This window comes from Methylomusa anaerophila (assembly GCF_003966895.1).
In the GTDB taxonomy this organism is placed as follows: Bacteria; Bacillota; Negativicutes; order Sporomusales; family Sporomusaceae; genus Methylomusa; species Methylomusa anaerophila.
In genome coordinates, this window is record NZ_AP018449.1 from 1,360,001 (window position 1) to 1,382,372 (window position 22,372).

A 22,372-nucleotide genomic window follows, 5' to 3' on the forward strand; every position below is an offset into this window, starting at 1 on the left:
CTTCCGATACGGCTACCTTGTTACGACTTCACCCCAATCATCGGCCCCACCTTCGACGGCTGGCTCTTTTCAGTTACCTCACCGGCTTCGGGTGTTTCCAACTCTCGTGGTGTGACGGGCGGTGTGTACAAGGCCCGGGAACGTATTCACCGCAGTATGCTGACCTGCGATTACTAGCGATTCCGACTTCACGGAGGCGAGTTGCAGCCTCCGATCCGAACTGAGAGCTTGTTTGTGAGCTTGGCTCCACCTCGCGGCTTCGCTTCTCTCTGTTGAAGCCCATTGTAGTACGTGTGTAGCCCAGGACATAAGGGGCATGATGACTTGACGTCATCCCCGCCTTCCTCCGCATTCTCTGCGGCAGTCTCCTTTGAGTTCCCACCTTTACGCGCTGGCAACAAAGGATAAGGGTTGCGCTCGTTGCGGGACTTAACCCAACATCTCACGACACGAGCTGACGACAGCCATGCACCACCTGTCTTCTTGTCTCCGAAGAGAGGCATCCATCTCTGAATGTTCCAATCGATGTCAAGCCCTGGTAAGGTTCTTCGCGTTGCGTCGAATTAAACCACATACTCCACCGCTTGTGCGGGCCCCCGTCAATTCCTTTGAGTTTCAACCTTGCGGCCGTACTCCCCAGGCGGGGTACTTATTGCGTTAACTCCGGCACAGAAGGGGTCGATACCTTCTACACCTAGTACCCATCGTTTACGGCCAGGACTACCGGGGTATCTAATCCCGTTCGCTCCCCTGGCTTTCGCGCCTCAGCGTCAGACACAGTCCAGAAAGTCGCCTTCGCCACTGGTGTTCCTCCCAATCTCTACGCATTTCACCGCTACACTGGGAATTCCACTTTCCTCTCCTGCACTCAAGGTCTCCAGTTTCCAACGCCCATACGGGGTTGAGCCCCGCACTTAGACTTTCGACTTAAAGACCCGCCTGCGCGCCCTTTACGCCCAATAATTCCGGACAACGCTTGCCACCTACGTATTACCGCGGCTGCTGGCACGTAGTTAGCCGTGGCTTCCTCCTCAGGTACCGTCATTATCATAGATTCTTTACCTATAATACGTTCGTCCCTCAAGACAGAGTTTTACAGTCCGAAAACCTTCTTCACTCACGCGGCGTTGCTCCGTCAGACTTTCGTCCATTGCGGAAGATTCCCCACTGCTGCCTCCCGTAGGAGTCTGGGCCGTGTCTCAGTCCCAGTGTGGCCGTTCATCCTCTCAGACCGGCTACTGATCGTCGCCTTGGTGAGCCGTTACCTCACCAACTAGCTAATCAGACGCAGGCTCATCTTCTAGCGGTAGCATCTTCAGAGGCCACCTTTCTTATAAAAGATATGCATCTCTTATATCTCATTCGGTATTAGCACCACTTTCGCGGTGTTGTCCCCATCTAGAAGGCAGATTGCCTACGCGTTACTCACCCGTTCGCCACTGGGAGTTATTGCTAACTCCCCGTTCGACTTGCATGTGTTAAGCACGCCGCCAGCGTTCGTCCTGAGCCAGGATCAAACTCTCCAATAAAGTATGCCGTCTGTAACAGATGAATGTTCTTACCCTAGAACTCGTCCATAAGCGAATTGACTCGCTTTGTCAGAAGAGGTAGGCAACATTCAAAGTCACAGTGTGACTACATTATTCGGAGCCGTTTTATTGGCTCAATATCATCAGAAATTTTTGGTGTTGGATGCTTTCCATCCAACTTGTTGTTCGTGCTCGTTGAGCACCGCACATCTGGCGTATTTATCTTACATTGTTCAGTTTTCAAGGAGCACTCTTTCGCTGTCCGTATTCCGTTATCGTAATTGGCGACAGCTATTATATATTAACACATCAGTTATTCTGTGTCAACATCTTTATTTTGTTACTGTTGTAAGTTCTTGCCGCCATCAGTGGCGACTGTTATATAGTATCATGTATTATTCTATGTGTCAACCAATCTTTTTGAGGAAGATTATACCTCAAAAAGGGGGGGAGTGTCACCTATCGTACCATATTATGCCCGCTATGTCAATAATTATTCATACTATTTTGAAAAATCCTTGTATATCTTATATACATCTAAAAGGGAGACTTGTAAGTCTCCCCAAAAATCCCGTTAATACAATTTTACTTGTATCTTCCCAGTTAACAATTGCCACGAACTGCTTAGAAATCGTCAGGTGCGAGGCGTGACGAGAACCGGAGCGCAGGCGTACTGGGTTGTACGTCGGAGCGAGGATCGCAGGAGCAACGACGCAGATGGCGGTTTATAAGCAGTTCCCTACTTAATGCAGCTAAACTTATTTTAATACTGCCCCTTTGCTGGCCGACGTCACCAGCTTAGCATATCGGGCCAAATACCCCCCGCTCACTTTGGGCTTAGGCTGCGACCACGCGGTTCTGCGTTTGGCCAGTTCCTCGTCGCTTACATCAAGCTTCAGACTCCTTGCCGGTATATCGATGTCGATAATATCACCCTCCCGAATGAGCGCAATCGGCCCGCCGTCCATGGCTTCCGGCGCAACGTGACCGATACAGGCGCCGCGGGTTGCACCACTGAAGCGGCCGTCTGTCAGCAGGGCTACCTTTAGGCCCATACCGGCAATAACCGCGGTGGGATTCAGCATCTCCCGCATACCAGGACCGCCTTTGGGCCCTTCGTAACGGATTACGACGACGTCGCCGTCCTTGACCTGTTTGCCGATAATAGCGGCAATGGCGGCGTCTTCCGAATCGTACACCCGTGCCCGTCCACGGAACTGAAGCATATCTTCCGCAACCGCACTTTCTTTCACGACTGCACCTTCCGGAGCCAAATTTCCCTTCAAAATGGCAATACCGCCCGTGTTGCGATAGGGCGCTTCCACAGTTTTGATTACATCCGGACGTTTGATCGCGGCGTCTTGTATCCGTTCCTTCAACGTACCGGAGACAGTCATGGCATCTATATGGATAATTCCGTGTTTGGACAGTTCCTTCAGCACCGCTGAAATACCCCCGGCCTCGTTTAAATCCTGAAGGTGCAGGCTGCCACCAGGGCTCATTTTAGTTATATAAGGTGTTTTGGCGCTAATTTGGTCAAACAGGGGTAGCGGCAGTTCTATCCCCGCTTCATTGGCTATAGCCGTTAAATGAAGAACGGTGTTGGATGAGCCGCCAATTCCCATATCAACAGCAATTGCGTTTTTAAAAGCTTCCATCGTCATAATGTTTCTGGGCTTAATTTCCCTTAAAACCAAGTCGACAACCAAGGAGCCGGTTCGTTTAGCCAGCATGCGCCGCGCTCCGGACTGGGCGGCAGGAATGGTGCCGTTGCCGGGCAAGGCCATACCCAGGGCTTCCGTTAAACAGTTCATGGTATTGGCGGTAAATAAACCGGCACAGGACCCGCAGCCCGGACAAGCGGACTGCTCCATAGCGGCAAGTTCAGCGGCAGTAATTTTGCCGGCCTCAAATAGTCCGGCCGCCTCGAACATCAGGCTTACACTGATGTCCCGCCCTTGATAGCGTCCGGCCATCATCGGACCGCCGCTTATGACAATACAGGGAATATTCAAACGGGCTGCCGCCATCAACATACCGGGAACGATCTTATCGCAATTGGGAATAAGCACCAAACCGTCAAACGCATGCCCGGCCGCGACCGCCTCAATAGAGTCCGCAATTAGCTCCCGGCTAGGCAGCGGGTATTTCATCCCTTCATGCCCCATAGCAATTCCATCGCAAATGCCGATGGCCGGAAATTCGACAGCCATGCCGCCGGCGGCGGCAATTCCTGTTTTAGCGGCCTCAGCTATATCCCGCAAATGCATATGTCCGGGAATAATTTCATTAAAAGCATTCACAACGCCGATCATGGGTTTATCCAATTCTTCCGGAGTATAACCCATGGCGTAAAATAATGACCGGTGGGCGGCTCTTGTGGAACCTTTTTTTACAATACTGCTCTTTAATGTCATGTCTGTCTCTCCCGTCCAAAATAGTTTCGCAGCTAGTAGTCTGCTGTCAACCTGAATGGAGTATATAGCTCAACTGCGGTTATCGCCTGCACATTGTCCAAATATTGAGTACATTATTACTTGCAGCGCAGTCTGCCCATTAACATTTAATTGTATATTCAACCTTTATTCTGTTATTCCTCTGTCAGGGATACACAATCATTGAAAATGCCTATTGAAAATAATGCAGTTTTTATGATAAAATATCAATTAATCATTAATTTCATAATTATGGCAATGATCGGAACAGTACCCGTGCGTAAAACTCCTCCAGAGAGCCGGATTAGGTGAAAACCGGCGGAATAGCCGCGGCGAACGCCTTCCGTGAGCTGCAAGCGCAACTCCTTTCGGATATTAAGCTTGCCGTTACCTGGCGTTAACAGTTTAAAGCGAGCCAAGCGGCTAAAATTGGTGGTACCACGGGAAAACTATTCTCGTCCTTTACTGGACGGGAATTTTTTATTTTAACTTTTTTATTTTAAAAGGAGGCTATTTAAGCATGTATGAAAAGAAAAGCATGGAAAGCGCGCTGCTGGAACTATTGGAAAAAGACAATACCCTGTCAATAGAACATCTGGCGCTAACATTAAACGCGCCCCGGTCCGACGTGGCGGAAGCCATAAAACAGTTGGAAGCTGCAAATATTATTGTTAAACACCAGACCATCGTCAATTGGGAAAAAGCCGGCATTGAAAAGGTGACGGCTGTCATCGACGTTAAAATTACGCCGCAGCGGGAAGTTGGGTTTGACGCCATTGCCGAACGAATTTACCGTTTTCCGGAAGTACGCAGTCTCTATTTGATGTCAGGCGCTTACGATCTTTTGGTAATGGTGGAAGGCGCCAACCTTAAACAAGTATCGAAATTTGTCGCCCATAGACTAGCGACCATTGATGGCGTTGTCAGTACCACAACTCACTTCATGCTGAAACCCTATAAAGAAGACGGCGTTATTTTGGACGACCGGGAGGAAGATCATAGATTGGCGGTATCGCCATGAACTGGGCCGAACGCGTGTCTCCCACCGTCCGGTCGCTGCCCCCTTCCGGCATACGGCGTTTTTTTGACATTGTCGCCGAAATGAAAGGGGTTGTTTCCCTGGGGGTAGGTGAGCCCGACTTCATCACTCCCTGGCACATACGGGAAAGCAGCATACATGGCCTGCATAAGGGCTATACCGCTTATACATCGAACTTCGGATTATTGGAATTACGGGAAGAAATCGCTCGCCTGGTTTATAACGAAGCCGATATAACTTACGATCCCCGCCGGGAAATATTGATAACTGTTGGTGTCAGCGAAGGATTGGATCTTGCGATGCGGGCCCTGCTTTGCCCCGGCGACGAAGTTCTGGTACCCGAGCCCTGCTATGTTTCTTACAAGGCCTGTGTAACCCTTGCGGGCGGCGTACCAATTCCTGTTCCCACTTCAGCGGCAAACGAATTCCGCGTCACAGTTGAACAACTCGCCAAATTGGTCACCCCTTGCACCAAAGCTTTGCTTATCGGCTACCCGAACAACCCGACCGGCGCCGTCATGCCCAAAGCGGAACTGGAAAAGATCGCCCGCTTTGCAGAACAGAACGATCTGGTTGTTATTGCCGATGAAATATATGCCAAGTTAACCTACGAGGGCGAACACACTTGCTTTGCCTCCCTGCCGGGAATGCGCGACCGTACCATCCTGTTAAACGGTTTTTCCAAGGCCTATGCCATGACCGGCTGGCGAATCGGCTACGCCTTGTCTAACCCTGACCTCATCGCCGCCATGACTAAAATTCATCAATATACCATTCTGTGCGCCCCGGTTATGGCCCAAATCGCAGCTATAGAGGCACTGAAAAAAGGTGAAGCCGATGTTGTGAAAATGGTTTCCGAATACAATGCCCGCCGCCGGTTTATGCTTGAAGGGTTCCGGCAAATCGGCCTCCCCTGTTTTGAGCCGAAAGGAGCCTTTTACCTGTTTCCGTCAATAGCTCATACCGGTATCGATTCCCTCAGGTTTGCCGAAGAGTTATTAAAGGCTGAAAAAGTTGCCTTAGTGCCCGGCAACGCTTTTGGCGAAAGCGGCGAAGGCTTTGTCCGCTGCTCCTATGCCACTTCCATCGCTCAACTCTCAGAGGCGCTGGAACGTATCGGCCGGTTCGTCAGAAAACTGGACTGCAAGCGGTTTTAGTGTATCCGGGTGCCAATCTTGCTAACTTCACCGGTGCCCTGTTGCCTGTTCATCCTTGGATAAAGCCCCTTGTCACCTGTGAATTCAGATGAGACAAGGGGCTTTTAATATTTTTTAATCGTTGTCTGCTTTTTTCTCTACTACCGCCAAAGCGACAACTTTATCGTTTTCACCGGTTTTCATCAGCTTAACGCCTTGGGTGCTTCTGCTGGTAACCGATATAGTATCCATCTCCATGCGGATAATAATACCTTCACTCGTAATCAGCATAAGTTCCTGTCCGGGAATGACAACCTTAATACCGACAACGTGGCCAATTTTTTCGGCAGCTTTCGGCTTTATGTTGATAACTCCCTTACCGCCCCGGGCGGTAACCCGGTACTCGTCAATGCGGGTGCGCTTGCCATAGCCTTCGGACGTCACCGTCAGAACTTCCCCATCTTTCTTGGCGGTGTCCATCCCGATAACTTCGTCGCCGGCCTCAAGGTTTATGCCCCGGACACCGTGAGCGGTCCGTCCCATAACCCGTACCTCGGTTTCCGGGAAGACGATTGCCTTGCCGTCCCGCGTTCCCATAATAATATGTTGCTCGCCGCTTGTCAGCTTAACCCCGATCAGATCATCGTCATCATCCAGATTGATGGCGTTCAGGCCGCCTTTACGGGCAGTATCGAACTCAACCAGTTCTGATTTTTTTACGATGCCTTTTTGGGTCGCCATAAATAAATAACGATTGGCGACAAATTCCTTTACCGGAATAACGGCAGTGATTTTTTCGTCTTTTTCAACCTGCAGTAAATTGACAATGGCGGTGCCTTTCGCGGTACGGCCGGCTTCAGGAACTTCATAGGCTTTGAGCCGGTAAACCCGGCCGCGGGTAGTAAAGAATAACAGATTATGGTGGGTTGTTGCAACAAATAATTGCTCGACAAAGTCTTCTTCCTTGGTTCCCATGCCGGTCACTCCCCTGCCGCCGCGTCTCTGGCTGCGGTAAGTGTCAACAGGCAGGCGCTTGATATAGCCATAATGGGTAAGAGTAATGACCACATCCTCTTCGGCTATCAGATCTTCCATTTCCAGTTTGGAAATATCGCTGGTAATCACCGTCCGGCGGGCATCGGCGAAACGTTTTTTTACATCCAGGAGTTCTTCTTTGATGATGTTCATGACTTTGTGCTCGTCGGCCAGCACACCTTCCAGCCATTCGATGGTCTCCAGGATGTCCTTGTATTCCATCTCAATTTTCTCCCGCTCAAGACCGGTGAGACGCTGCAGCCGCATATCCAAAATCGCCTGCGCCTGTTTTTCACTCAGGTTAAACTTAGCCATCAACGCTTCCCGGGCTATTTCAGGCGTTTGCGACTGGCGAATGGTCGAGATCACCGCATCCAGGTGATCAAGGGCGATTTTGAGACCTTCTAAAATGTGAGCCCGGGCGCGGGCTTTATCTAGTTCGAACTTGGTGCGGCGAATAATAACTTCTTTTTGGTGAGCCAAATAATGCTGCAAAACCTCGTGCAGATTCAGCACCTTGGGCCGCCCGTTAACCAAAGCGAGCATATTGACGCCGAAGGTCTCCTGCATCTGGGTGTGTTTATAAAGCTGGTTCAAGATTATGTCCGGGTTAACATCCCGTCGAAGTTCAATAACAATGCGCATGCCGGTACGATCGCTCTCGTCCCTGAGATCGGTTATGCCGTCAACTGTCTTATCCCGCACCAGGGCAGCGATGGTTTCGATCAATCTCGCCTTATTGACCTGGTAAGGGATTTCGGTAACCAATATGCGCTGCTTGCCGTTCTGCATCCGTTCGATGCGGGCCTGAGCCCGCATTTTGACGCCGCCCCGGCCGGTCATATATGCCTGCTTTATGCCTTCACGGCCTAAAATCAGACCGCCTGTGGGAAAATCCGGTCCCTTTACAGCCATCATTAGCTCTTGAATGGTGACGGCAGGGTTGTCGATCATCATAACCAGGCCATCCACCACTTCCCCCAAATTGTGGGGAGGTATGTTGGTGGCCATACCCACGGCAATACCGGCTGAACCATTGACCAATAGGTTGGGTATCTTAGCCGGCAATACTAACGGCTCTTTCAAAGACTCGTCGTAGTTGGGTCCGAAGTCGACAGTATCTTTCTCAATATCAGCTAACATCTCTTCCGCGATTCGCGACATGCGAACCTCAGTATAACGCATGGCTGCCGCTGAGTCGCCGTCAATGGAGCCAAAGTTGCCATGGCCGTCCACCAGCATATAACGGCTGGAAAAATTCTGCGCCATTCTAACGATGGCGTCATATACTGAACTGTCGCCATGGGGATGGTATTTACCCAAAACTTCCCCCACGATACGGGCCGACTTTTTATACGGCTTGTTGGCAGCCATCCCGGCTTCATGCATAGCATATAAAATACGCCGGTGCACCGGCTTAAGACCATCCCTGACATCAGGCAGCGCCCGCATAACAATAACGCTCATAGCGTAATCGATATAGGAATGCTTCATTTCCTCTTCCAAACGGATAGGCATTACCTTACCTAGACCAAAATCCACGTTACCACCTCAAATATAACATCTTGTTATATTTTCCCCACAAAGAGAAAAATATCCTGCATACTAAGGATATTTTACATAAAATATATGAATTAGCGGTAAGTAACCGTTTTTCGCTTGTGCCATATACTAAAATGAGAGAGTTATAACTGGGTTAACTTGCTGGCAAAATTTATCACACATAGAGCAATATTCATATGAGCCAAACTATTATTTAGTTATACTTTGGGAGGGGAAAAGTCAATGATGGATACTTTTTATGTATTGTTATTGGGATTAGCAGTCAGCATGGACTCTTTTGCCGCCGGTGTAGCCTATGGAATAAAATCCATTAGGATTCCCTGGACCTCTTTAGCAATTGTTGGTTTAATTACCGGCGCCTGTACCTTAGCTGCAACCATACTTGCCAATTATCTCGGGTCATCTATAAACACGCACCTGGCTATTTCCTTTGGCTCGTTATTGTTGATTGCCATCGGCGCCTGGAACATCCTGAATGAATATATTACAAAAAGCAATCTGTCGCCAAATAGTTCAGATAATAAGCTAACCTTTCGTATTGGCCGGATTGTGATTAACATTATGGCTGATCCGGAAACCGCCGATATCGACCACTCCAAATCCATTTCATCTTCAGAAGCGACGTTTCTCGGTTTAGCGCTGGGAATTGATAATATGATCGCGGCCTTTGCCGCATCGCTGATTAAACCACTGCCCCTCCACACACCGGTAATTATGGGCCTGATACAAATCGGTCTGATAACCTTCGGCAGCTACGGCGCCGCTCGCTTTGTACCCGAAGAAATAAAAAAAAGGTTTCCGTATGTTCCCGGCACAATCTTAATCTTGTTAGGACTGTTCCGTCTGGTATAATACCGGTCAGACTGGGTGAATAAGACCTGGCTGGTAAATACCGGCTTTTTTTGTACGCTATTACAATAATAAAATAATATCAGAAAAAAGACAGCGGGAGGCCGTAGCATGCCGTACAAAATTCTTGCAATTAATCCGGGATCTACTTCAACAAAAATTGGCCTTTACCATGGCACCACCGAAATATTTGCCCGGAATATCAACCACAGCGCTGAAGATATTGCCAAAATTCCGGACATCACCGACCAACTCGAATACCGCCTGGAAAAAATTAATGCTTTTATGGCCGCCCAAGACGTAAAAGCCACGGATCTGGCCGCAGTTGTAGGCCGAGGCGGATTATTAAAGCCAATGGCCAGCGGCACATATCGCGTCAACACGGCGATGCTTAACGACCTAAAAAACCGCCGCTACGGCGTTCATGCCAGCAATCTCGGCGCTATTCTCGCTGACCTGATTGCCAGACAAGGCAGTTGTCTTTCCTACATTGTGGACCCGGTAGTTGTTGACGAACTAGCCCCGGTAGCAAGATGGACAGGCCGCCCGGAGCTGGAAAGAAAAAGCATTTTTCACGCTCTTAACCAGAAAGCAGTTGCCAAGAAATATGCCAAAAGCCTCAACCGCTCCTACGGCGAGCTAAACCTGATTGTCGCTCATCTGGGCGGCGGCATCTCTGTCGGCTGCCATAGCCACGGTCGAGTAATTGATGTGAATAACGCCCTTGATGGTGAAGGACCCTTTTCCCCTGAGCGGGCCGGTACCTTACCCGCCGGGCAATTCGCTGCGATGGTGCTGGACAACAAGCTTGATCACAATGATATCGCTAAACTGCTAGCCGGTAAAGGCGGTCTTGTAGCTCATCTCGGCACCAACGATACCAGGGAAGTAGAACGCCGCATCCGAGAGGGCGACAAGATGGCGGCCGACGTCTACGACGCAATGATCTATGGCATTGCCAAGTCTATTGCCGCCGCCGCTGTGCCGGTATGGGGCAAAGTCGATGGCATCATTCTCACCGGCGGCATTGCTCACGCCCGGATCCTTACGGAAAAACTGAAAGAATATGTTGGCTTCCTGGCGCCGGTCATTGTCCTGGCCGGCGAAAATGAATTGCAAGCTCTGGCCGAAGGAGCCTATCGCGTTTTGACCGGCCAAGAGACAGCAAAAGAGTATTACGGAGAAGCAGTTAAAGCTCTTTCGCTGGTATGATTTTCTTGCTTCCGTCGGCATCCACATAAATTACCGTCTCAATCTGGGCATTTTTTATCATCCGGCGGCACAAAAGGCAGGGAGCGCCGCAAGCCGGTGAGCCGTCAGCGTTGAAGCCGGCGATATAAATAGTGGCGCCCTTCATTTTTATCGGATCGCCATTGATGATGGCGTTTTGCTCGGCGTGGACACCACTGCACAGTTCGTATCGTTCTCCCGCCGGAATGCCAAGTTCGTCCCGCTGGCAGGTACCCCGGTCAATGCAGTTCTCCTCGCTCCGGGGCGAACCGTTATAGCCTGTGGAGACAATAATATGATCCTTGACAATTACCGCCCCGTATCGCCGCCGGAGACAGGTTGACCGTGTTAATATTACAGCCGCAATATCGAGAAAATAATCTGTCCACTCAGGTCTTTTAAGTCCCGGTTTCAATCGAAGCCTCCCTTTCAGCGACTTAAACTATTTCGCAGTTAAAGTCGGCAAATTTAGTTCATATCATATATTGTATATTATAGCTTATAGCCTGATAATTCACAGCATTAAATACGAAAATAACATATCTTCCTTGTCTTTAAAACGTCCCTATAGGACGATTCTAGAACCTTTACATAATATGTTGAATATTATATATCAGGCAGCTATTCAATAAAGATGTAAAGATGTTTAGATGTTTAGGAGGAAAAAATATGAATCGTTGGGAAGACAACGGATTTCTTAGTAACTTCGCCGGAGCCGTAAATGTGCTGACGGAACACCGCATTGTATTTCAAGGGCGAATTAGGAGGACCCGCGATGATGAACGAAAAAATTGTTCTCAGCCGGAATTTATTGTACTGGAACTCAGATGCGACGCTATGTTCTTAACGGATAGCGGCACTTTAGTAGCCATAACTCCTTCGCTTTATCAAGCTACCGACGTCGTCAGAATTAATGTGAATGAAATTGTATCCATCGGTCCTAACGGTATCTGCGCTGATGAAACCAATACCGCTACAACTGGCAATTAAGTACTTTACCGTATGTTATCACCATGTAAAGGAGAAGGTTAGGCCTGCAGCCTAACCCTCTCCTTCCCTTACATATCCCAGACACAAACCAGTTTATCCATTCCACAGCGTATGACCTTATTCCGGTTGTTTAGCTTCGTTTGTATTTCGGCGCAATCACCCCACAGGTCAACAACATATTTTATTGTTTCTTTGGCGTACGTCATCTCCAGTTCCCGTCCGTCATAGACGTGTTCCAAAACAAGTTTCCCGTTTTCCACTGTAAGGGGATTAACCAGCGGCACCGTACCCAGTCCCACCGAATTGGCCAACTCGTCGCGGATATACTTCCATCCGGCTTCATCGGCGACTTCGGAAACTACAATATCCACGCCGCGGATCCGGTAGCTGAAGAGGCGAAGCTCTTCACATAACTCCTGATTTAGGTATCTTCGCAAAAAAGCCTGGTCCCTGTCTTCCTCCCGGATTGCCAAAATTTTTTCTAAGCCATATGTTTTATCCAGATATTCAAACATTTTGAAACCGATAAAATAGGGATTAATCCGTCCTTCATGGGGACGAACCACCATATTGTGCCGCTGCAGGAATTCAAAATGCAGTCCCTGGGGCAAACCAAGCTGATTTAAAAGCTTATAGTGCCAGTAACTGGCCCAACCTTCATTCATGATTTTTGTTTCTACCTGGGGCAGAAAATAATAAGTCTCTTCCCGGACAATATTGACCAGGTCCTTTTCCCAGTCACTCAGCTTACCCCGCTCGATGATAAACCCTAAAAGGTCATTCTGCAGACGTTCGGGGACTGGGCCGCCCTCGCTTTTTTCCTTTGCCAGCTGTTTCCGGTCAGGAGGTTTTCCTTTTCCCAGTCGTCGGACCTGAAACCTGAGAGCGTGGGCGGCGTCTAAAATTCTCTCAACCTCTTTCGGTCCAATACCTGGATTGGCAACATATCCCCGCACCCGGTCGGCATGAGTCTTAAACATCTCTACCGTCAGTTCGGGACGGGTATTGTTTTTAAACAGCCGGTTGTTCTTAAAAAAATCGTTATGTCCGTAAACGTGAGCCATTGTTAAAATTTGCAGCAGCAAGCTGTTGTCTTTCATCAGATAAGCGATACAAGGATCGGAATTAATGACAAGTTCATAAGGAAGACCGGTTAAGTTATAAGAGTAAAACGTCTTCTGACGTTCATACGCTTTGCCGTAACTCCAGTGAGGGTAGTGGGAAGGCATGCCGACATAAGCTTCATAACACAGCATATCTTCATAATCGCAAATTTCAAACTGTTGCTCATAACAATCAAGTCCCGCCTGCCGTACCAGATCCTCAATCTTCTCATTCCACCAAGTAAGTTCCTTGAGAGCATAAGATGCTGTCATGAATCCCCACCGTCCTCAAAAGCCAGGTCCGACTCTTTTTCCAAAACATGGCGGAAGGCTGGCCAAACATCCTCCTTTTTACCCATGTTAACCATGATAAATTTGTCGCTTTTGATTTGCTGTTCAAATTCACGGCGAATGGTGACACCATAACCATAATTAGCCAAAATCTCCACATAGCCTACCAGGTTGCACATATTGACCAGATCCTTGGCCAGCTCAATTGCTTTCGGGTTATCTTCCGTCCAATTATCGCCGTCTGTGCAATGAAAGACATAAATATTCCAAACCGACGGGTTATAGCGCTGCTCAATAATGTCTATCGCTTTGGCATAGCCGCTGGAGATCATGGTCCCGCCTGACTCGCCATGATGAAAAAATTCCCGTTCATTCACTTCTCTGGCAACTATAGTGTGAGCAATAAACGCGACTTCCACTTTCTCATACTTCCAGCGCAAAAACTGATAGAGCAGAAAGTAAAAAGTACGGGCGAGATATTTTTTGCTTTGGTCCATAGAACCGGATATATCCATAATACAAATAACAGCGGCATTAGAATAAGGACGGACTTCCGGTTTAACCCGGTGGTATCGCAGATCGTCTTCACGAAAAGGCACCCGTTCCCTTACTTTGCGGCTTGCACTGTTTTGTTCGCTGTACATATGGTTATCCGGGCTTTCCTCTTCCGTACAAACTCCTTCTCTAATCAGGCCCTGCTGTCGCTTAAGTTTTTCAATGATAGTACGCTTTTTGGCCAGACGGGGCGGAATTCCTTTGCGCTGGTAACCTGATTTTTTCAGCTTGCGCTCGGTTTCCAGTAAAGAAAATCTTTTTTGTTCTAGATCCGGCAGCTTCAAATCTTCAAAGATATACTGAATAATTTCATCCATTGTGATTTCAGTCTCATAAATTTCTTCCCCTTCTTCATTACCTGCCTGACCAAGTCCTTTTTCCTGCTGGCCAACCGTTCTGCCTACCACTTGTCCCCGCTGCTCCTGCCCGGCACCGGTGGCAGCACCGCCATTATTTTTGCCGTAAATAAACTGATATTCCTTTATTCCCCGAATCGGGATTTTAATTTTCTTGCTTCCGCTCTGCCCAATGATACTCTCGTCGGCAATGATATCCCCCAGGTTTTTGCGGATGGCTTCTTCCACCAATACCCTGTGCCGTTTGCGGTCGTACTGAGACCGGTCTGACTGGCCGGTGCGTCCTTCCTTAAAGATGGCCATATATTACCTCCTGCGCCGCTCAGTCCTTCCATAGGTTATTGGCAGCATATTTTAACACCACATTGCAGCAATTGTCACAGTAGCCATTATCTTTCATTGCTTCCACCATGGCGTTGTATTTGGTGTCTTGCTCCTGGTCCCGCACCTTGGCTTTGGTGATAATACGGGATAATTCCTTTACCGAAGCGGTCAGCTTCTTCTCTATGGCTTCCTTTAAAGGCTCATAGCTGGAATATTCAATTTTGCCGCCGTTGCGCATGACGGAAAACATATAAGACGTCACATCCTGGCGGAAGCCATGGGCAGCAGTGCCGGTAATACCGATTTGTTCCTCAATTGACTGAAGAAAGCGGACATCCGGCTCCAATTCTTCGCCGGTATTGGGGTCTTTTATTTTGGTAAAATTAACGAAAGCCTCCGCATGATCCAGATAATTGTTAAACAAGCTTTCCGCCTGCTCCCGATAGCCGTGGATGAAGGCTTTGGTGACCTCTTTTTCCAGAATCTTGTTATATTCTTTTTTTATAGTATCCTGTAAAAACCCAAGGTAACGCTTCTTATCATCTTCACTGACGGTAAGTTCCTTAGTTGACTTAACCATGGTATCAATTACCGCGACGGGGTTAATGCAATTGTTTTCTGATTCAGATAGCGCGGTATCCAACGCTTTCATGATAAAACGCGTGGAAATACCAGTCATCCCTTCCCGGGGCGCCTCATCCCTGAGTTCGAAAATATCGATTTTCTTGGTGGATCCCTTTTCCACAATTTCTTCGCCATTATAGATCTTTAGTTTGGTTAGAGGGTCAACTTTAGAGGAAGGAGCCAACCGGGTCAGGATGGCAAACATGGAAGCCACCTCAATGGTATGCGGGGCAATATGAGCGTTAAAGCTGGAGCCCTTTAATATTTTCCGGTATATTTTTACCTCTTCCTCCAACTCAAGGCAATACGGCACCTCCACCTTCACAATCCGGTCCAGAATGGCCTCGTTGGTGTGATCGGATTTAAACTTGTTCCACTCCGCCTCGTTAGAGTGAGCCAGAATAATGCCGTCAAAATAGATCATGGCCCCTTTACCGGGTGATGGAACGGATTTTTCCTGGGTTGCGGTTATCATGGTATGAAGGTATTCCACATCATTTTTAAATACTTCGATAAACTCTACAAGTCCCCGGTTGCCTACGTTAAACGCACCGTTTAACGACAAAACACGCGGATCATCTTCCGGATAAAGATCCAATTTTGATATATCGACCGAACCACATAGTACCGACGTATCCTGATTATTGGGATCAACCGGCGGTACAACCCCAATACCTTTACGGGAGCGAATGGAAAATTCGGAAGTGGTAACAGGGAAACTTTCAAATTCACCGTTATAATCATTTTTCAAACGATAGCGGCAAATGGGGCATAATTCTCCTTCAATTTTTACACCCAGCATTTCTTCAAATTGGGGCCTTAAATGTTTGGGTAAGAGGTGAAGAGGTTCCTCCCGCATCGGGCAATCTTGAAGCACATAAATAGGCGGACTCATCTCCAGAGATCTTTTCAACGCCTCCATTATGGAAGATTTTCCTGCCCCCACAGGTCCTACCAAATACAATACCTGGCGTGATTCTTCTCCTCGCATTGCGGCGGAGTGAAAGTAGCGCATAATTTTCATAATGCTTTTGTCAATGCCAAAAAATTGCTTCTTAAAAAATTCATAACGCTTAATGGTATCATTGCCGTAAATGCGTTTAAGCCGGCTGTTTTCTTCCGTCTTAATTGTTTCAATGCCAGGGTCGGTTAACAATTGATGCATTCGCTGATGTGACAGCACAGCTAATCTTGGGTTCTCTCTGACGATAGCCAGATAATCCAGGAATGTTCCCTCAAACTTGTAATGCTTGCGCTCTTCGCGATCACTCTTGATCATTGCTTCAAAATCAAATTTTAACAAAATTACACCCTCCTTTTACGTGGGATTGGTGGCCGCTCTATCGCGGTAGCAATATAATGCTGATAAGGCATACTCATTTACCTTGTTATCTGAATGAAAATATTAATCCTTTTTTATTAATTTATTAGCCAATCTTTAAAAATGGGCGTGTACCACAAAAAAAAATACAGCAAGGCTTATAAATCCTCGCCGCATGACAATTCACAATATTTATTTTAAGTGCTTAGCTTCTTTAACCTGACTGGCGCCCGCAACAGAACTGGCACTGGCTTCATGGACAAATGATCTGTTTGAATAGCCAGTTTATTCCCTGATTCTTAGCCTCTAAACTTGCATTTTCCCGGATAACTACCGGATAACTATCTGAATACAACGATCATAACATGATACCGGGGGGATAATTGTGGCCTATTCGATTAAGATTGTTTTATCGCAGCGACAGCTTTTTTTATATAGCAATGGCAAAATTGTCCGCTCTTATCCGGTGGGGGTGGGTAAGGCGGGGTCCGGCACTCCTGCCGGAAGATTTGCAATTGCGACCAAAAAACCTCATCCGGGCGGACCTTTCGGAGTTATGTGGCTGGGTCTTAGCGTGCCTCATTACGGTATTCACGGCACCAACAACCCATCATCCATTGGCGGTATGGTATCTAAGGGCTGTGTGCGCATGTACAACCCGCATGTGCTGGAATTGGCCCGGCTGGTGCCTATTGGGACACCGGTGGTCATTGTACCGTAAAGGCGTCCTGATATAAGAAAAATGTTAACGCATCTTTTTGACGACCGGCAAGGCAAGGGACAGCCTTATTATACTAGCGGAGGTTAAGCGAAGCGTTAATAAGGCTGTCCTGCGCCGTCCTAAACAGATACTTTCTTAATATAATCCCGCGTCAATGGTAGGCGGCTTATTTCCCGGCAATATTTCAAAAGCCAGATCGCAGCAGCCTTGGCTTGTTACCTAAAGTACAGCAAGCTAAGTCAATAAATGCTTTTAAAGCCGGGGACAGCCATTTATCCTTATGATAGACAAGCTGAACCTTCACGTCAAAAGAAGGTCCTGCCCAAGGCAAAGCAGTAAGCAAGCCCTGAGCTAATTCGTTGTCCACTGCAGTTTTCGATAAAACAGCCAGCCCTTGATTATCCATGGTAAACCGTTTTTGCACTTCGACACTGCTGATTTCCAATGTTGTACACGGCTGGACTTTAGCATTGCTCATTGCCTTCTCAAACCGGGCCCGGTAGCGACACCCTGATTCAGTAAGGATCAAAGACTGCCCGTTTAAGTCTTGAAATGTAATCCTCTTTTTTTGCACCAGGGGATGCTGCGGCGAGGCCAAAATTAAAACCGGCTCATCATATAGGACATGCACTACTAAATCACTGTCTTCAAGTATTTCATCGTAAAAGAAAGCCAAATCTACATTATTATTTCGCACAGATTTAAGAAAATCGCAGCATATTCCAAAACTTAACTTAATTTCGACTTCCGGGTAACGCCAACGGTAATCCTTAATCAACTCCGGCAGCCGGTTCAAACAAAAAGACTCCGGTGTTCCAATTCTTAAAGTACCCTGGGGGTGGGAGGAAGTAGTCAGGACGTCTTTGGCCGCATCGGCCAATTTTACGATTTGTTCGGCATATAGAAGCAAGCTTTCACCGTCTTTTGTCAACTGCACCTGCCGGCCTATCCGTTCAAACAACAGGGTTCCAAGTTCTTCCTCCAAAGATTGTATCTGACTGGTAACGGTAGATTGGGCGTAATTTAAAACATCGGACGCCTTGGTAAAACTGCGTAGGCGGACAATCATAACAAATGTTTTTAATTGACGAAGCTCCATCCATGTTATTCTCCTATCATAAATCCTATTTAAATCCATTCAAATCAAAAAGATCGAATTACTGCATCAAAGCCCTCGATTTTACTATTTCCTGGCTGTATGATAAGGTGAGTTTGTAATCAGTTTTCAGGAGGGATTTGATGGATCAAGGCACAAGTATTATTCTAAAAAAAAATATTACCTGGATGCATGGTGTGGCATTGACGATTGGCGCTGTCCTGGGTTCCGGAGTGTTGGTTTTACCCGTCCTGGCAGCAAAAATCGCCGGACCGGCTTCCATTGTCAGCTGGGTCATAATGGGCCTATTAACTATACCGCTGGTTCTTGCCTTTAGCGAACTTGGCAGCCATTGGCCGGAAGCCGGCGGTATAGCCGCTTATGCTAACCACGCTTTCGGCAGAACAGCCAGTGTAGTTACCGGCTGGCTGTATTTAGGAACAGTTCCTATCGGTGCGCCGATAGCTGCCCTTATCGGGGCAAGCTATATCGGGTCCTACTTTTCGTCCACACCGTTAGAAATTACTTTAATCGCCGGTATGATGCTGGCCATGGCTTTAATGTTTAATTACCGGGGCATTCACTTGTCCAGCAGAGTGCAGATGGTCATTGTCGCTCTCATTGGCATAATATTGATAATTGTCATTCTATCTGCTCTGCCGGATGTTGATAAACAATTCTTCACACCCTTTACGCCCAATGGCTGGGGTCCGGTAGGGGTTGCCATGACCGTACTGTTTTGGGCTTTTGTCGGCTGGGAAATGATTGGCCATCTGGCTGAGGAATTTGAAAACCCAGCCAGAGACTTTGCTTTATGTATGGGAATTTCCCTGTTTGTCATTAATATACTCTATGTTATGCTGTCCTTTGTCGTTGTCGGCACAGGAGCGTATTTAGGCCAGGACAATGTAGCGGCGTTAGCGGCAATTGCCTATAAAAGCGCCGGGCCATCAACCGGGGCAATTATCGCTGTCCTCGGCTTTATTGCCTGCTACGGTAGTATTCATACCTATGTGGCAGGATTTTCCCGACTGGTTTACGCCCAAGCCCGGCAAGGCTACTTCCCCTCTTATTTCTCTACGCTTCATTCTGCTTACCAGACACCTCATAGGGTATTATTAGCTTTGATCCCTATTTTTTCTTTCGGTCTGCTGAGTATTTTTTATTTTCAGCTGGATCTTGAAGTTATCATACAATTTCCTAGCGCTATATTTATTGCGTTATATATTATCGGTATGGGATCGGCAGCCAAGCTATTGCCCCCAGGAATTGGCCGCGGATCGGCAATTTTGTCGCTCATTGTTTGCATCATGATTTTCGGATTTACCGGCTGGTCAGGCTTGTATCCATTTCTATTAGCTGCATTTGGATGGTACGCCGCTAAAAGGAAAAAAGCAGGGTCCTAATTCTGCTTTCTATCTTTAATAAACAGCCGTTGCTATTGTGCATAGCAGCGGCTGTAAAAGTTAATGTTCACTTAATCGGATACTGTTTCGCAGATATTCCAGAATCTTTTTACCCTCTTCGGTGAGGACCGTACCTTTGCCTTCACAGGCAGCGCAGGTTTTACCGTCTATTTTACCTGCACCCTGACATCTCATACATTCTTTTTCCAGATTAATCCTTTTATCCATAAGTTATCCGCCAACTTTCCACCATCTGATCCGCATATGTCCATATGAATAAACAGCCTGCATATATATAATCGTATATTTTTATGAAAAACTTAAAAAAAGGAGATATGGGGTGTTCCCTATTTTTCATTATAGGTAATGACTGGAGCAAACTTTGCCCCGTAGCGGTCTATAATCAAATAATACTCCGCATCCTCATCCCCGTTACTAGACACTTCATAAGGTACACTGGCATCAAACAACATACAGTCTCCTTCCTCCAAATCATAACGATCTGAATCTATTAGCATATTCAACTTTCCTTTTAGAACCACAATATATTTTCTAACACCTTCTCCTTGTGGGAGTATTGTTCCGGTACCGTTCCCCACAGGCATTATAGAAAAAAGTATTTCTATCGCATCAGAGTCACCGGCAGGTGAAACTACAAGGCTTTCAACATTGGATAAAGGATCAAAAAGCACTTTCCGCTGGTCTTTTTTAACAATGGACACACAGCTATGGAAACCATCATCTATGAGATAAGCCAGCGGCAACCGCAAACCTTTGGCAATCTGAGCAGCTACTCTGATAGTAGGTGTTTTCTCTTCCCGTTCAATTTTGGAAAGCATGGATACACTCACACCGGAAAGACTTGCCAATTCCTGCAATGATATATTTTTTTTCATTCTAGCAATTTTTACATTTTTTCCGAATGCCATACCGCAACCCCCTGATAATGGTCGGCCCTGACAATATTTGACTGCCGCTATTGTGATATACACTATAGTATAAAAACTATTATTATAGTATAATTTAGTATTAAATGCAATATCCCTATTCGGAAAAATAATATACTATATTAAGGAATGAGTCAATATTTATCAGAAATAATCATCTTACTGCAATAAATCATATAAACATATAAATACGCAAAAAATTTTGAAATTTTACATAAGAAAGAAATTTTTATTTATTTATACTTCATAAATCATCACAAATTTCTATTTTTTTTAGATTAAAACAGACTGTCACGGTTGTTCCTTGGTTTATAACCGAATTAATCAATATTTGACCATTATGCCGCTCGGCAATGTTCCGGCAAACGGATAAACCCATACCGGTGCCGCTCCTTTTCGTGGTATAAAACGGCCTCATTACTTTTTCTAAACAAGATACCGCAATCCCACAGCCGGTGTCTTCAACATCCAGACAAATATACTCTCCGTCCTTTCGTGTCCTGATTACTATGCTGCCTTTGCCATCAATAGCATCTTCCGCGTTCCGGTAGAGATTTAATATTAGTTGTCTGATTTCTTTTTCATTTAGTAACAGTGCCGGTAAATCTGGTTCTAATTCCAATTTTAAGAGAATTCCCTGCTTTAGAGTGTCGGCATTGAGTAACAGATAGATAGAATGAACGATGTCGTTAATATTGCTGAGCTTTTTCTCTACCGGTTTGTTACGGGCAAGGGATAAATATTCTTCTATTAATTCATTGGCCCTATCAAGCTCACTGATTAACATTTCATAAGACTCGACACTTTCGTTTTTCCTAGCCATAAACTGAAGATAACCTCTTACCGTTGTCATTGGGTTGCGAATCTCATGGGCAACACTGGCGGCCATTTCACCGACAATATTAAGCCGGTCCAGTCTGCGTATCTCTTCCCGGAGATATTCATATTCCGTTATCTCATAAAAAACCGCTATACCTCCGTTAACCTCGCCTGATTCTTTGTCCCAAAGAGGATTTGCACTTGCCAGCCATTTCCTGCCTAATATATTTATTTGCTTGTCCTTAACACTTGTTCCTTTAAAAACATTTGCGAACAGCCTTTCTTTCAACGTAATCCCGGTCTCATCCCGCACTTCGGCAATTGAAATCCCAATTAACTTACTTTTTTCCTGCCTTAAGTCCTTAATCAGGCTCATATATGCCTCATTATATGCTCTAATGATACAATCCCTATCAACTGCTACCATAGCTACCGGACAAGCATCGATAACATCGGCAAACGGGCTTACGGCCAACAGCTGTTCCACTCGGTTCACCTCGTCTGTGTATTTTTTCCGCAGTTGAATTACTGTCTCCAAGATGGGTAATAACTGAGGAAATTCCTGGACAATAGCATGGTCATCATTTTCGTCGGCTATTTGTTTCGCCAGCCGCCTGATGTACGAATCGAACCAGATAAAAAGTACAGCGATTATCCCGGACATGGATAACCATATGGATAGCGAGAATATTATCCAATGAGCTAAATTCTGAGTTCCTCTGTTGATCGCATACCAACCGAAAGCAAGCACTGGCATTAAAATGACAATGTTTATTATCGTGTGGACTTTCAACAACCAACTCCTACACAAAGCACAATACCCTCCTTTATATAACAATCCTTTTGTACTATAGTAAATTTATTACTCTATAGTATATTATTATAAATAAATTTAAAAAATCCTCCATAATTTACAAGATTTTGAAATTTAATTGTTATATTTTTGCTTACTGATTTTTTTTATGTTTTTGTTGGTCATTACCCGAAAAACGATAAGAAATAA

17 protein-coding genes, 1 rRNA gene and 1 other annotated feature (1 of these 19 only partly in view) are annotated in these 22,372 nt (G+C 46.5%); of the genes, 7 read left to right on the forward strand and 11 right to left on the reverse strand.

Going from position 1 to position 22,372, the window contains the following annotated elements:
* Positions 1–1,529 (reverse strand): 16S ribosomal RNA (locus MAMMFC1_RS05915) (it extends 22 nt beyond the left edge of the window).
* Positions 1,530–2,287: 758 nt separating this feature from the next.
* Positions 2,288–3,946: a dihydroxy-acid dehydratase gene (gene ilvD, locus MAMMFC1_RS05920; protein WP_126307321.1), complete on the reverse strand. Its 1,659-nt coding sequence runs from the start codon at positions 3,944–3,946 to the stop codon at positions 2,288–2,290.
* 267 nt (positions 3,947–4,213) lie between these two features.
* Positions 4,214–4,430 (forward strand) — a binding site (T-box leader).
* Positions 4,431–4,484: 54 nt separating this feature from the next.
* Here ilvD and MAMMFC1_RS05925 point away from each other — a divergent pair.
* Together MAMMFC1_RS05925 and MAMMFC1_RS05930 are read left to right on the forward strand one after the other, a co-directional pair.
* Positions 4,485–4,985, forward strand: coding sequence for an Lrp/AsnC family transcriptional regulator (locus MAMMFC1_RS05925; protein ID WP_232035694.1), 501 nt, complete (start codon positions 4,485–4,487; stop codon positions 4,983–4,985).
* Entirely contained in the window at positions 4,982–6,160 is a 1,179-nt protein-coding gene (locus MAMMFC1_RS05930; protein ID WP_126307323.1) for an aminotransferase class I/II-fold pyridoxal phosphate-dependent enzyme, read from the forward strand. Before MAMMFC1_RS05925 ends, MAMMFC1_RS05930 begins: the two co-directional genes overlap by 4 nt.
* 114 nt (positions 6,161–6,274) lie before the next feature.
* Here MAMMFC1_RS05930 and gyrA read toward each other — a convergent pair whose 3' ends face one another.
* Positions 6,275–8,716, reverse strand: a complete 2,442-nt coding sequence (gyrA, locus tag MAMMFC1_RS05935) for a DNA gyrase subunit A (RefSeq protein ID WP_126307325.1) — start codon at positions 8,714–8,716, stop codon at positions 6,275–6,277.
* Positions 8,717–8,959: 243 nt separating this feature from the next.
* On the opposite strand from gyrA, the gene MAMMFC1_RS05940 reads away from it, so the two are divergent.
* Both MAMMFC1_RS05940 and buk read left to right on the forward strand, forming a co-directional pair.
* Positions 8,960–9,589 carry a manganese efflux pump gene (locus MAMMFC1_RS05940; RefSeq protein ID WP_232035695.1) on the forward strand — a complete coding sequence of 210 codons (630 nt, stop codon included), beginning with the start codon at positions 8,960–8,962 and terminating at the stop codon, positions 9,587–9,589.
* 108 nt (positions 9,590–9,697) lie between these two features.
* Positions 9,698–10,798 (forward strand): butyrate kinase, encoded by a 1,101-nt coding sequence (gene buk, locus MAMMFC1_RS05945; RefSeq protein WP_126307327.1) that lies wholly within the window; start codon positions 9,698–9,700, stop codon positions 10,796–10,798.
* Here the strand turns inward: buk and MAMMFC1_RS05950 are convergent.
* Positions 10,776–11,231: a deoxycytidylate deaminase gene (locus MAMMFC1_RS05950; RefSeq protein ID WP_126307329.1), complete on the reverse strand. Its 456-nt coding sequence runs from the start codon at positions 11,229–11,231 to the stop codon at positions 10,776–10,778. The genes buk and MAMMFC1_RS05950 overlap by 23 nt on opposite strands.
* A 254-nt stretch (positions 11,232–11,485) precedes the next feature.
* Here MAMMFC1_RS05950 and MAMMFC1_RS05955 point away from each other — a divergent pair, with 254 nt between their 5' ends.
* The gene (locus MAMMFC1_RS05955; RefSeq protein WP_126307331.1) at positions 11,486–11,806 is read left to right on the forward strand and encodes a hypothetical protein; all 321 of its coding nucleotides are present in this window, start codon (positions 11,486–11,488) and stop codon (positions 11,804–11,806) included.
* Positions 11,807–11,874: 68 nt separating this feature from the next.
* On the opposite strand, the gene MAMMFC1_RS05960 is transcribed toward MAMMFC1_RS05955, so the two are convergent.
* The 3 genes from MAMMFC1_RS05960 to MAMMFC1_RS05970 are packed head-to-tail and all read right to left on the reverse strand — an operon-like array spanning position 11,875 to position 16,362.
* Positions 11,875–13,182 (reverse strand): SpoVR family protein, encoded by a 1,308-nt coding sequence (locus MAMMFC1_RS05960; protein ID WP_126307333.1) that lies wholly within the window; start codon positions 13,180–13,182, stop codon positions 11,875–11,877.
* On the reverse strand, positions 13,179–14,414 hold the full coding sequence (locus MAMMFC1_RS05965) for a YeaH/YhbH family protein (protein ID WP_126307335.1): 1,236 nt from the start codon (positions 14,412–14,414) through the stop codon (positions 13,179–13,181). Before MAMMFC1_RS05965 ends, MAMMFC1_RS05960 begins: the two co-directional genes overlap by 4 nt.
* 19 nt (positions 14,415–14,433) lie before the next feature.
* Entirely contained in the window at positions 14,434–16,362 is a 1,929-nt protein-coding gene (locus tag MAMMFC1_RS05970; protein WP_126307337.1) for a PrkA family serine protein kinase, read from the reverse strand.
* 403 nt (positions 16,363–16,765) lie between these two features.
* On the opposite strand from MAMMFC1_RS05970, the gene MAMMFC1_RS05975 reads away from it, so the two are divergent.
* Positions 16,766–17,101: a L,D-transpeptidase gene (locus tag MAMMFC1_RS05975; RefSeq protein ID WP_126307339.1), complete on the forward strand. Its 336-nt coding sequence runs from the start codon at positions 16,766–16,768 to the stop codon at positions 17,099–17,101.
* A gap of 184 nt (positions 17,102–17,285) precedes the next feature.
* Here the strand turns inward: MAMMFC1_RS05975 and MAMMFC1_RS05980 are convergent, their stop codons facing one another.
* Positions 17,286–18,200, reverse strand: a complete 915-nt coding sequence (locus MAMMFC1_RS05980) for a LysR family transcriptional regulator (RefSeq protein WP_158618663.1) — start codon at positions 18,198–18,200, stop codon at positions 17,286–17,288.
* A 140-nt stretch (positions 18,201–18,340) separates the two neighbouring features.
* Between MAMMFC1_RS05980 and MAMMFC1_RS05985 the strand changes: the two genes are divergently transcribed.
* On the forward strand, positions 18,341–19,603 hold the full coding sequence (locus MAMMFC1_RS05985; RefSeq protein WP_126307341.1) for an amino acid permease: 1,263 nt from the start codon (positions 18,341–18,343) through the stop codon (positions 19,601–19,603).
* Positions 19,604–19,663: 60 nt separating this feature from the next.
* Here MAMMFC1_RS05985 and MAMMFC1_RS05990 read toward each other — a convergent pair whose 3' ends face one another.
* The 3 genes from MAMMFC1_RS05990 to MAMMFC1_RS06000 form a co-directional block, all read right to left on the reverse strand.
* Positions 19,664–19,831: a tryptophan RNA-binding attenuation protein gene (locus MAMMFC1_RS05990; RefSeq protein WP_126307343.1), complete on the reverse strand. Its 168-nt coding sequence runs from the start codon at positions 19,829–19,831 to the stop codon at positions 19,664–19,666.
* A 119-nt stretch (positions 19,832–19,950) separates the two neighbouring features.
* Complete coding sequence (locus MAMMFC1_RS05995) at positions 19,951–20,532, reverse strand: helix-turn-helix domain-containing protein (protein WP_126307345.1); 582 nt, start codon at positions 20,530–20,532, stop codon at positions 19,951–19,953.
* Positions 20,533–20,794: 262 nt separating this feature from the next.
* Entirely contained in the window at positions 20,795–22,033 is a 1,239-nt protein-coding gene (locus MAMMFC1_RS06000) for a two-component system sensor histidine kinase NtrB (RefSeq protein WP_158618664.1), read from the reverse strand.
* Between the last annotated feature and the right edge of the window lie 339 nt (positions 22,034–22,372).

Coding starts and splice junctions, on each gene's coding strand:
- ilvD (WP_126307321.1), bottom strand. CDS start 3,946: ATGACATTAAAGAGCAGTATTGTAAAAAAAGGTTCCACAAGAGCCGCC.
- MAMMFC1_RS05925 (WP_232035694.1), top strand. CDS start 4,485: ATGTATGAAAAGAAAAGCATGGAAAGCGCGCTGCTGGAACTATTGGAA.
- MAMMFC1_RS05930 (WP_126307323.1), top strand. CDS start 4,982: ATGAACTGGGCCGAACGCGTGTCTCCCACCGTCCGGTCGCTGCCCCCT.
- MAMMFC1_RS05940 (WP_232035695.1), top strand. CDS start 8,960: ATGATGGATACTTTTTATGTATTGTTATTGGGATTAGCAGTCAGCATG.
- buk (WP_126307327.1), top strand. CDS start 9,698: ATGCCGTACAAAATTCTTGCAATTAATCCGGGATCTACTTCAACAAAA.
- MAMMFC1_RS05955 (WP_126307331.1), top strand. CDS start 11,486: ATGAATCGTTGGGAAGACAACGGATTTCTTAGTAACTTCGCCGGAGCC.
- MAMMFC1_RS05960 (WP_126307333.1), bottom strand. CDS start 13,182: ATGACAGCATCTTATGCTCTCAAGGAACTTACTTGGTGGAATGAGAAG.
- MAMMFC1_RS05965 (WP_126307335.1), bottom strand. CDS start 14,414: ATGGCCATCTTTAAGGAAGGACGCACCGGCCAGTCAGACCGGTCTCAG.
- MAMMFC1_RS05980 (WP_158618663.1), bottom strand. CDS start 18,200: ATGGAGCTTCGTCAATTAAAAACATTTGTTATGATTGTCCGCCTACGC.
- MAMMFC1_RS05985 (WP_126307341.1), top strand. CDS start 18,341: ATGGATCAAGGCACAAGTATTATTCTAAAAAAAAATATTACCTGGATG.
- MAMMFC1_RS05990 (WP_126307343.1), bottom strand. CDS start 19,831: ATGGATAAAAGGATTAATCTGGAAAAAGAATGTATGAGATGTCAGGGT.
- MAMMFC1_RS05995 (WP_126307345.1), bottom strand. CDS start 20,532: ATGGCATTCGGAAAAAATGTAAAAATTGCTAGAATGAAAAAAAATATA.
- MAMMFC1_RS06000 (WP_158618664.1), bottom strand. CDS start 22,033: ATGTCCGGGATAATCGCTGTACTTTTTATCTGGTTCGATTCGTACATC.